Annotated in this window: 7 protein-coding genes; 3 read left to right on the top strand and 4 right to left on the bottom strand. The window is 70.8% G+C overall.

Annotated elements, in window-relative coordinates:
• Window positions 1-46: 46 nt before the first annotated feature.
• The gene (locus ACFPZN_RS49895; protein ID WP_378291168.1) at window positions 47-1,594 is read right to left on the bottom strand and encodes a long-chain-fatty-acid--CoA ligase; all 1,548 of its coding nucleotides are present in this window, start codon (window positions 1,592-1,594) and stop codon (window positions 47-49) included.
• A 222-nt stretch (window positions 1,595-1,816) separates the two neighbouring features.
• Here ACFPZN_RS49895 and ACFPZN_RS49900 point away from each other — a divergent pair, with 222 nt between their 5' ends.
• Both ACFPZN_RS49900 and ACFPZN_RS49905 read left to right on the top strand, forming a co-directional pair.
• Window positions 1,817-2,089 carry a hypothetical protein gene (locus tag ACFPZN_RS49900; RefSeq protein WP_378291170.1) on the top strand — a complete coding sequence of 91 codons (273 nt, stop codon included), beginning with the start codon at window positions 1,817-1,819 and terminating at the stop codon, window positions 2,087-2,089.
• A 259-nt stretch (window positions 2,090-2,348) separates the two neighbouring features.
• Window positions 2,349-3,599: a DUF2786 domain-containing protein gene (locus ACFPZN_RS49905; RefSeq protein WP_378291173.1), complete on the top strand. Its 1,251-nt coding sequence runs from the start codon at window positions 2,349-2,351 to the stop codon at window positions 3,597-3,599.
• Window positions 3,600-3,796: 197 nt separating this feature from the next.
• On the opposite strand, the gene ACFPZN_RS49910 is transcribed toward ACFPZN_RS49905, so the two are convergent.
• From ACFPZN_RS49910 to ACFPZN_RS49920, 3 genes are all read right to left on the bottom strand, one after another.
• Window positions 3,797-4,009 carry a helix-turn-helix domain-containing protein gene (locus ACFPZN_RS49910; RefSeq protein ID WP_344588752.1) on the bottom strand — a complete coding sequence of 71 codons (213 nt, stop codon included), beginning with the start codon at window positions 4,007-4,009 and terminating at the stop codon, window positions 3,797-3,799.
• 856 nt (window positions 4,010-4,865) lie between these two features.
• Complete coding sequence (locus ACFPZN_RS49915) at window positions 4,866-5,867, bottom strand: class II glutamine amidotransferase (RefSeq protein ID WP_378291176.1); 1,002 nt, start codon at window positions 5,865-5,867, stop codon at window positions 4,866-4,868.
• 559 nt (window positions 5,868-6,426) lie between these two features.
• A complete protein-coding gene (locus tag ACFPZN_RS49920; RefSeq protein ID WP_378291178.1) occupies window positions 6,427-7,314 on the bottom strand; it encodes a DUF4184 family protein in 888 nt (295 codons plus the stop codon).
• A 1,153-nt stretch (window positions 7,315-8,467) separates the two neighbouring features.
• Between ACFPZN_RS49920 and ACFPZN_RS49925 the strand changes: the two genes are divergently transcribed.
• Entirely contained in the window at window positions 8,468-9,223 is a 756-nt protein-coding gene (locus tag ACFPZN_RS49925) for a hypothetical protein (RefSeq protein ID WP_378291180.1), read from the top strand.
• Window positions 9,224-10,451: the final 1,228 nt, after the last annotated feature.

Below are 10,451 nucleotides of genomic sequence, written 5' to 3' on the forward strand. Positions count from 1 at the left end.
ACCCCTCACTCAGTCGTCCTGCCCCTGGGCCGCGGCAAGGAACGTGTCAGGCGATCGTGCGCCCCATGCCCTCCCAGTAGGGCGCGCGCAGTTCCCGCTTGAGGATCTTCCCGCTGGGGTTGCGCGGCAGGGCCTCGACGAAGTCCACCGAGCGGGGCCGTTTGAAGCCGGCGAGGCGTTCCCTGGCGTAGCGCAGGATCTCCTCCTCCGCCGGCGAGGCGCCCGGCCTCGGCACGACCACCGCCTTCACCGTCTCGCCCCAGCGTTCGTCCGGCACGCCGATGACCGCGACGTCCACGATGTCCGGGTGGGACGCCAGGACCTCCTCCACCTCGATCGGGTACACGTTCTCCGCCCCGGTGACGATCATGTCCTTGATCCGGTCGGTGAGGAAGAGGTAGCCCTCGGCGTCGAGGTGGCCGGCGTCGCCGGTGCGCAGCCAGCCGTCCCCGGCGAGCAGCGCGGCGGTCTCCGCGGGCCGGTTCCAGTAGCCGGGGGTGTTCTGGGACGAGCGGACCAGCAGCTCCCCCGGTTCCCCGGGCGCCCGCTCGGCGCCGGTCGCCGGGTCGACGATCTTCAGCTCCACCCAGTCGTACGGGCGGCCCGCCGACCGCATCAGGTGCCGCCGCGGCCCGTCCGGATCGTGGTCCTCCGGCTCGAGCTGCACGATCGCGCCGGTGGTCTCGGTCATCCCGTACAGCTGGAACAGCGGGGCCCGGAAGGTCTCCAGCGCGCGCCGCAGCACCTCCGAGGTGATCGGCGACGCGCCGTAGGTGATGGCCCGCAGCGCCGAGTAGTCGCGGCCGCCGGCGTCCGGGACCTGGCACATGAACTGCAGCACGGCCGGCACGATGAAGGCGTTGGTGACGCGCTCCCGTTCGACGGTGTCCACCAGCGCGGCCGGGTCGAGGTCGCGCACCAGCACCTGGCGGCAGCCCGCGTACAGCCCGGCCAGCGCCCACCCGGTCCCGCCGATGTGGAACAGCGGCATCGGGACCAGGCTCACCGAGGAGCCGTCCAGCCGCCAGCGCCGCGCCATCCGCTCGCCGATCGCGAAGTTGGCGTTGGTGAGCTGCACGCCCTTGGGAACGCCGGTCGTCCCGGAGGTGTAGAGCTGCACGACGACGTCGTCCGGCGTGCCGGTGTGGCCGGGATCCGAGGCGGGGCGGGCGGCCAGCCACTCCTCGTACGCCTCGCCGGTGACGACGGCCCGGCCGGGGAGCCGGGACGCCAGGGCGGCGAACTCGGCGTCCACCACGGTCACCGCCGCCCCGCTGTCGGCGATGATCGCGGCGATCTCCTCGGCGGTGAGGCGCCAGTTCACCGGGGCCAGGACCGCCCCGAGCTTGGCGGCGCCGAAGAGGAGGTCGAAGAACTCGGGCGCGTTCTTGCCCACGTACCCGACCCGCGAGCCCGCGCCGAGCCCGGCGGCGCGCAGCCCCTGGGCGGCCCTGCTGGACCGCGCGTCGAGTTCGGCGTACGTTACCGTCCGGCCGTCCCCGGTCACGGCGGGAGCTCCGCCTCGCTCCCTGGCGTGATCGCGGACGATCGAGACGACGCGATACTCCACCACCGGCCCCTTTCCGAACGACATTCGGTTACCGCACGTGACCCTATCCGCCGCCGACCGCCCCCGGAAGGGCCAGCCCACAAGGCATAACGCTACGAGCGTGGCCGACTCCGAATAGTGATCAATCCGATATCTGCGCTGATTGAAAGATCCATCAAACCGGCGCAAGCTATCCCTCACACCCGGAAAGCCCCGCGAATCCCTTATCCGGCCCGAACCCATCCCTATCGCCGACAGGACGCGACCATGTTCGAGATCTGGGAGACGGGCGATCCCGCCCGGCTCATCAGCGATGCCGGAAGCCTCAAGGTCGCGCTCGAGAAGGTCGACACGATGTGCCGCCTCCGCCACGACCAGGCCGTCGCGCACATCGGGGAGGCCGCCGCCGAAGAGGGCTACCACTTCGAGATCCGGGACCAGGACGGCCGGGCGCTGGCCCGGCTCACCTACGTTCCCGACACCACCCGGGCCTACCAGAGCGTGGTCGTCGAGGAACTCCACGGCGGAGACCCGAGCTGAGGCCATCCTCCGTTCCCTTCAGGGCAGGGCTCGTCCAACCCGGGACACTTCCCGGCCCATGACGGCACTGCCCTGCTGGCGCGATCTGAGCCGCTCGCAGGCAACCGGGCCCGTGCCGCCGCACGAGGCCCGCTGACCTCGTACCATTTCTCAGGCTTCGGGCTCTGCGTCCAGAAACTCCCGATCTGGAGGAGGTCTCGGCCACCGGCCGGGGCCGGGCGTGGCAGGATGCCGGGAGGCTTCGCGAAGGGAGGGACCTGTGGGGGCGTCCCGATGGTGGAACGGCTTCGGCAAGAAGTCGGCCTACCCTCCCCCTCCGTCCTCTCCTGCCCCAGAAGAACTCATAGCGGAGGCCCTGCGCCTGCGTTCACAGGGGGCGGGGCCCTCCGAGGAGCACCTCGCCGCGCTGGCGGCCGACCCCCGTACGACCAGGGCGCTCATGAAACGGCTCCAGCGAGGCGTCACCACCGCGTGGGAGCGCGGCTGGCAGCCCGCCGACCTCTCCCGGTACATCGCGCGCGGGGTCGGCGACCTGCACCAGAGCCTCGCGCTGGACGTCATCGCCGCCGAGATGCGCGGCTACGCCGCCACGACCGTCGACGACCGCTGGCGCGACCAGCTCGCCGAGATCGACGCCCGGATCTGGTGGGACGGCGACCACGCCGCGGCCTGGTGCGAGGCCGAGAACGCCGATCCGGAGACCCTCGTCGAGTGCGCCTTCGAACTCCTCGAACTCCTCCTGGCGCTGCCCCGGCTGGCGACGATCGGACCCCGTCCCGGAACGGCGGGCGCCCAAGCCTCGCGCCCCCGTACCGTCGAGGTGAACAAGCGCATGCTCGGCAAGGTGCGGGCACTGCTGGCCAAGGCCGAGTCGACCGAGTTCCCCGAAGAAGCCGAGGCGCTCAGCGCGCGGGCACAGGAGCTCATGGCCCGGCACAGCATCGATCAGGCGCTGCTGGACGCCGAAGCCGGCGGCCCCGCCGAACCCGCCGGGCGCCGCGTCCCCGTCGACACGCCGTACGACGGTCCCAAGGCGGCGCTGCTCACCGTGGTCGCCGACGCGAACCGCTGCCGGGCGGTCTGGCATCGCGAACTGGGCTTCTCCACGGTCCTGGGCTTTCCCGCCGATCTCACGGCGGTCGAGATGCTCTTCACGTCGCTGCTCGTACAGGCGACGACCGCGATGGTCCACGCCGGGCCGCGACGCGACGCGGCGGGCAGGTCCCGGACGCGCTCGTTCCGGCACGCCTTCCTCAACGCCTACGCCTCCCGCATCGGGGAACGGCTCCGCGAGGCCGCCGGCCGGGCCGCCGCCGACACCGGAGGCGACGATCTCCTCCCGGTCCTGGCCGCGCGCGACCGGGCCGTCGACGATGTCGTCGCGACCTTGTTCCCCAATCTCACCAAGGGGCGCGCCCGCTCGGTCTCCAACCATGAGGGCTGGGCCGCGGGCCGCGCGGCGGCCGATCTGGCCACGCTCAGCGCCCGCTCCGAGGTATCGGCCCCCTGAGCCGGGCCTGGAGGCGCGTCTCTTCCTGCGGCCTCAGGCCGCACGAACCCCCACCGGCGCCATGGCCGCCTCGTTCCAGGTGCCCGCCGTCCGGGCACCGCCCCCTGCGAGAGGTCCGGCACCGGCACCTCTTCCAAGCGTGTCCGCCGCCTTCCGCGACGGCCGCGTCCCCCCTGGGAGCCTGGGGGGACGCTACGTCAGGCCTTCCTGCGCCGGGTGTTGCCACCACGGCCGCGCAGCGGAACGCCGGCTTCCTTGAGCACGTTGTAGATGAATCCGTAGGACCGGCCGGTTTCCGCGGCCAGGTCACGAATGCTTTCTCCTGCCGCGTACCGGGGGGCGAGCTCCGCCGCCAGCCGGGTGCGCTCGGCACCCGTCACACGGGTGCCCCTCGCCAGAGTGCGGGCCACGAGTACCTCCTGACTCGACGCGTGAGCTGAGGCGCTGGGATCACGGGACCGGGATCGCCGAGATCATTTCCGCAGCTCACAGCACTGTTGATCTACCCAACGTACACAATCCCCGAAAATCTGCCCGCAATGCCGCGCGAAACGACACAAGACCGGCCACTGGTGGACTTTTCCATGGCGAACGGCGTGTCGTTACCAGGCCCAACACGCACTCCACACCCACGAACCCCAGGCCACGGCCCGCCCCCGGGCCCTTCGAGGCCCGCGTTCGGGGCGTCCGCGGGCCCCAGGAGCCTCAGAAGCCCCAAACGGTCATCATCGTCTAAATCCACAGCAAATTCTCAGCTATCCAGCCCGCACGGAACCTCGTCCCGCGGCCGGAACAGGCCTGCCCGGCACCGTCCACCACCCACCGTCCAGAAGCGGCCATACCCACGGCGGCCGAGCCGCGCCCGAACGCGCGAAGACGGCCCAGGTACAAGCCCCAGCACAGGCCGGACGGTGCAGCCTCAGAGGGCCGATACCTCGGAGCAGGCGCTGAGAGTGGCCAGATCGGCTTACGCGCGACCCGCGACCCAGCCCTCATGGTGAGATTCCGGCGCGAACAGGGCCGCACTCCACCCTGCCCCTGACAGACGGCGCCACCCCCTCGATGACGAGCAACGCACCCATCCAGAGCAGCGCCCTTCAGGGCCGGTCGACGCCACCCCGCCCGTGATCGGAAACGCCCCCTCCACAGCCGGTCACGTCACCCGTCCGAGACAGACGGCCCACTACGCCCATAACGACCGGCGCCACCTGCCCACCACAAACAGCTCCGCTCCGTCCATGACGGGCGGCGGCATCCCGTCGCTCCTCAGGCCTGCAGATCCGCCGGAACCTCCTCCACGGCGCCCGCGAACTCCTCTCCGATTTCGGTGGGCGCCTCCGGCCCGCACGACGCCGCCACCAGCTCCGTCACCTGCCGTCCTGTCGCGTCCTCCGCACCGGACAGCGGCGCGACCCCCTGCGAGGCGGCCTCGCGCAGCGACAGGTCCGCGCGTGTCAGCGGACGGCGCAGTGGCGGGAACGGGAACAGCGAGGTCTCCTCCAGGCCGTCGACGACCAGCAACTCGCCCGGCGCCAGAGGCCGCCACCCGGCGTGGTCGTCCATCGGCTCGCTGGCGATCACAACGGCCGGCACAGGCCTGTCCGCGGCGACCCCGCCGCTCCCGGCCTGCCCCGGCTCGACGCCGCTGAGACCGCCATCGCGGGGCGAAAGCACCCACAACTCGTTCGACTCCGGATACCGGGCCGCCCACATGCGCCCGGCCTCCGCCATGAGGAAGTTGAGCGAGAACACCGGCAGCTCGGCGCCGATCCGGCCCAGCGCCTCGACGATCCCCCGCGTGGTGTCGCCCTGGCGGCGGATCTCGGCGGTCAGGTAGGCGAACATCAACTCCGAGTCGGTCTCCCCCGCCACAAGGGCGCGGTCGATCTCCGTCAGCCACGACCGGAGCGTGGACCACTCCTGGATCACCCCGTTGTGGGCGAAGAGCCGGTCGTTCATCACGAACGGATGGCAGTTGTGCACGGTGAGGCCGCCGACCGAGGCGTCGCGCACGTGCGAGACGAAGGTCTGCGAGACGACATTGCGGGCGTGCAGGGCGAAATCCGGATTCTCGAACGCGGCGAGCGGGGCACGGTCACGCACCGGTTCATGCCCGAGCGAGAACCAGCCGAGGCCCGCGCCGTGCGGCATCCGATGACTTTGCGCGCGCAGGCTGCGCGGCGCGTCCATCAGCCAATGGGCGGCCCTGGCCCTGGTGCCTCCAGTGCTCATGCCGAAGAGTCGGCACATGCCGATCACCTTTCTCATCGGTCAGCACGTGTCGTCCCCGGCTCGGAGCCTCGACCGTACGGCGACCGCGCCTTCCCGGAAGCCCCGCCGCCGGTACGGACCATCCGGCCGAACGCCGTCATGCACGACCATTCGGTTGAGAACCCTGCGGACCCGGATCCGGCTCGCCCCTGCGGCAGTGATCGCTCCCAAGGCATGCCAGGGCATGACACTGCAGGGGATTAACTGCGGGTGGCGGTGACCTTACCCAGTGCGTTCACCTCCTGTCCGGCACTTCCCCACAACCAGCCCTCCGATCCCGCACCCCTTACCCCGCCCTCAGAGCCCACACTTCACATCGAGCGCCCGGACGCACCGAAAGCCACGGCACCAGGACCGAAGCCGCAAAATTCGTCACCGGTCCGGCCTGTAAGTCCGGACTCGAAGTGTCCTCACCAACGCGCGGGCGCGTTACCTGGCCGGTGATCCGACACGGGAGGCAAGCGTCACCGGCCAGCCCGCGAAGCGATGCCGCGCCCACAGGCCCGGTCAGTAAGCCGACAGGCGAGCGCTGCAGGCCAGGACTTTGCGACGCAGCCTAGGAATGCTCCGCGGGGACATCCCGCCGGGAAGCACTGTGACCGGCCTCAGGCAGCGAGCGTCCCGAGGAGCCCCCGCGGTGGCCGCGCCGTCGCGCGAGTGTGAAGGCCAGGCCGTAGACGGTCAGCGCGAGGGTGCCGCCGCAGATCGTCCCGATGACTCCGCTCGCAAGGGTCATGTGGATGGTCCGAGGGAGGTCCGGCTGGTTGATCAGGGTGATGGAGCCCAGCGTCCCGCCCGCGATCGCGCAGATGAGGATGCCTCCGCATATGGCCGCCGCCGTCCTGGCCGACACGCCGGGCGCGGCCTCGCGCGTGCCGGGCGCCCTGCGCAGCCACCGGTACAACCATGCCGCGATGATCATGACGCCGAGCAGGCCGCTGCCGTACTGCAGCCAGCGGTAGAGCTCGAGACCCGCCACCGACGTCGTCACCAGCCACGGCATGGCGTCGGCGAAGCTGTGACGGCGATGGGTGAACGCGTCCCAGAGAACATGGGTGACCGTCCCCACCAGGAGGGACGGCGGCACCCAGAGGATCATGGACCGCCGGAAGCCGTTCGCCGGCCCGGTCAGCTTCCGGCGCGCCCAGGCCGGTGCCAGGGCGACGAGCGGGCGCTTCCACATCAGATGGAACGCGGCGAACAGGGCGAGGCCCAGCGCGATATCGATCGTGACGATCCCGAGCGGATCATGAGTGGCGCCCCGCTGCTCGCCCATGGAGAAGAAGTACGGCAGATCGGGCGCCATCGAGCCGACCACCAGCGCCGAGGGGACCATGCGGCCGCGGGCGAGGGGGATCACGGCGGCCGGATGACTGAGGGTGAAGGGCACCGCCCCAGCTAAGCCATCGCCGCTCGCCCGATCAACCCGGTTCCACTCGAACATCGAGAGTTGGAGGATCGAACCTTCACGACGTCCGGCTGGATTGCCGGGGCCCGGGTCGTGCCATTGTGCGCTTGTGCCACGCGTTTCGCACGCCGACGCCATCCTGCCCTCACCACTCCCGAGAGGATGAAGCAGCAGAGGGACCGGGCGAGACGAAGCTCATGACCACGACGTCCCCGGCGCGCTGCGAAGCCGTGCCCCTTCCAGGAGACCGCCTCAGCAACGGATCTCGCTTCCGATCCTCGTTCGCCCGCCCCTCGAATCACCCCGGTGCGAACGCGAACTTCCACCCCTCCCGCCGAACCCGCTCTGTCCCCCCGCCCGCGTCGTCGCGCCCCACATGACGCCTCTGTCGAACGAGTTGCCCGGTCACCCCCCTGACCACCGCTGTCGCCGCACGGCGGCGACACTCGGCCATACCTGCGAGGACGATGGACGGACTAATTGAGATATTCACCAAACGTGATGAGCTGGGACACAATTGCCGGAATTTCCCAAGCAGCCTCACCGGTAGGGCTTTTGCCTTCTCGTGAGAGTCGTATGACCGCCACGAGGTATAGCCGTTCCAACATGAGACGACTGTGACCAAACGTCAACGCTCCGTAGCCAGAGTGGCTATGATCGGGCCATCTGACGCTTACCACCGCGATCCCCCGGGGCGAAGATGAACCGATTGCTGCCAGACGCCAGACACACCGGCTCGATCGGTGGAGTCGTCCGTTGCGCGGGCGGACTGGTGGGGGGCCTGGCCGTGGTCGGCGCCACCTCGCTCAGCACGGCCGCGCCTGCCGAGGCCGCCGACGGGCCGCGACCCCGCAGCTCACTTCCCGTGGAGTGCCGCCTGGCCCTGCGCGGCGGCGATTGGCACACTCTGCGCAAGTGCCGGGAGGCCTGGCAGGCGGTGTACGAGGCCCGGCACCGCGGCAGACTGGAACGGCAGTTCAGGGAACGCTATACCGACCGCCCGAAAAAGCAGCCACAACGCGTACAGGCCTCCCCTCCTCCTAAGACACCGAACAAGCCGTCGTCGCGTCCCGCCACACCACCCCCCGTTCGCACTCCCCCGCCTCCCACTCCCCCGCCCCCCACTCCGCTGCCGTCCACCACCCAAGGGCTGGCACAGGAGGCATCCGAGACGGCGTCCCTCCAGCCTTTGCTGCTGCTCGGGCTGCTGCTGCCGGCCGTAGCCGCGATCGGTTATCCGATGCGGCGCCGCATCTACGCCATGGCCGGCGCCTCCTTCATCTCTCCCCTGCCGCCGCCCGCCGAACGTAAGGCGAGCTTCACCTATCGGCCCGCGATCGACCCCTTCGCGGTGCCACTGCTCGGCCTGAGCGGCGGCGGAGCGTCCGCCACCGCACGCGTGTTCACGCTCATCGCCTTGGAGGAGTTGGGCAACACCGCGTTGGTGGTGATCCCCCGTCCCGATGCCACGGTCCTGTTCGGACTGGCCGAAGACGACCTGCTCGACGAGACCGGCGCCAACCTGTTCATCCCGGGCAACCTCGACGCGGCCCTCGCGTACATGGAGACCGAGCTGGCGATCCGCCGCAACACCGGCACCACCGGAGCGCCTCGCCTGCTGCTGGTCGCCGACGGCGGCACGGAAACCGACCGGATCGAGGAGCTACAGGGCCGGCACCCGGAGGAGTTCGCCGCCGTGCTGCTCGGCGACTGGCCGGGCGAGTCGGCCTCGGTGGACGAGGACGGCCTGGTGCAAGCACCCCCCGCACTGGCGGCCGCCCTGCCTGAACGCCTGCCGGCGATGTCTCGTACCGAGGCCCGCGACCGCCTGAACGCAGCCGCCCAACGCCACCAACACCGCCCCCGCCGCCCCCGCCGCCGCCAGCCCCAGCCCCCTTCCCCCCAGAGTCCGATTTTGTCGGCTCAGGCCCCCCACTCACCATGATCTCCGTCGACCCGAGCACCACGCGCATCGCGACGACCACGGCTCCGAGGCCAGGACGGACCAACCCAGCACCAACGGACGGCCCGCAACCGCCGCGACACCCGAGCAAGGACGCCCCACGGCGGGCCGATGACCACCCCGAACACCACGGACATCCCGACCAACACAGCATCGAGAGCAAGGCAGTCCAACCCGGCACCGACAGCCCGGCCGCCGACGCCCGGCCAAGGACAGCCCACGGCGGGTCAATGACCGCCCCCAAATCGCGCATCCCGACGAACACGTCGTCGAGGCCAGGGCGTGCCAACCCGGCACCGACGGACGAACGGCCCGCCGCGACGCCCGGTCAAAAACAGCCCACAGCGCGTCGATGACCGGCCCGAGCACCACGCGCGTCTCGACGAACACGACGTCGAGAGCAGGACAGTCCAACCCGGCGGCGGACGGACCGAGGCGCCACCGAGGACGGCCCGCAGCGGTTCGATGACGTCGGCAAAGGCCCGGGCCCCTGTACCCCAAGCGTCGCCAGACCCGAGCCGGCTCGTCACCTGGCAGGCGGGACGGACCGCGTCGGCGCAGGGCGGCCAGCAGCTTTCGTGCTGGCCTCCCGGTACGGCGCGGCGCCGACCGCACCGAAGCCCCCGACGGGCCGTTCGCGACGGAGGGCCTGCGGAGCCGCCGCCACCCGGCCAAGGACGACCCACGGCGGTCGATGACCAGCCCCAACACCGCGCGCATCCCGACGAACACGACGTCGAGAGCAGGACGGTCCACCCCGGCGGCGGACGGCCCGCGGCGCCACCCGGCCAAAGACGGACTGCAACGGGTCGATGACGTCGGCAAAGGCCAGGGCCTCCCTACCAAGGGCCGACAGGCCCGAACCGGCCGGTCACCTGGCAGCCGGAACGGATTGCGTCGATACAGGGCGTCCAGCAGCATTCGTGCTGGCTTCCCGGTACGGCGCGGCGCCGACCGCACCGAAACCCTCGACACGCCGTTCGCGGCAATCCCACCCGCGACGCGACAGAGCTGGGCGTATCGCCACCACCCCACGGGCCTAACCCGAACCTGCACGAGCCCTCGCACCCACGGATGAGCGAGACGGCCTCCACGAGCGCGGCGCCAACCACGCCGAAGCCCTCGACACGTCGTTCGCGGCACTTCCACCCACGACGTAACAGAGCTGGGCGTACCGCCACCACCCCCACGGGCCTAACCCGAAGCTGCG

Origin of the sequence: Actinomadura rugatobispora, assembly GCF_042656285.1 — a bacterium.
GTDB lineage: Bacteria > Actinomycetota > Actinomycetes > Streptosporangiales > Streptosporangiaceae > Spirillospora > Spirillospora rugatobispora.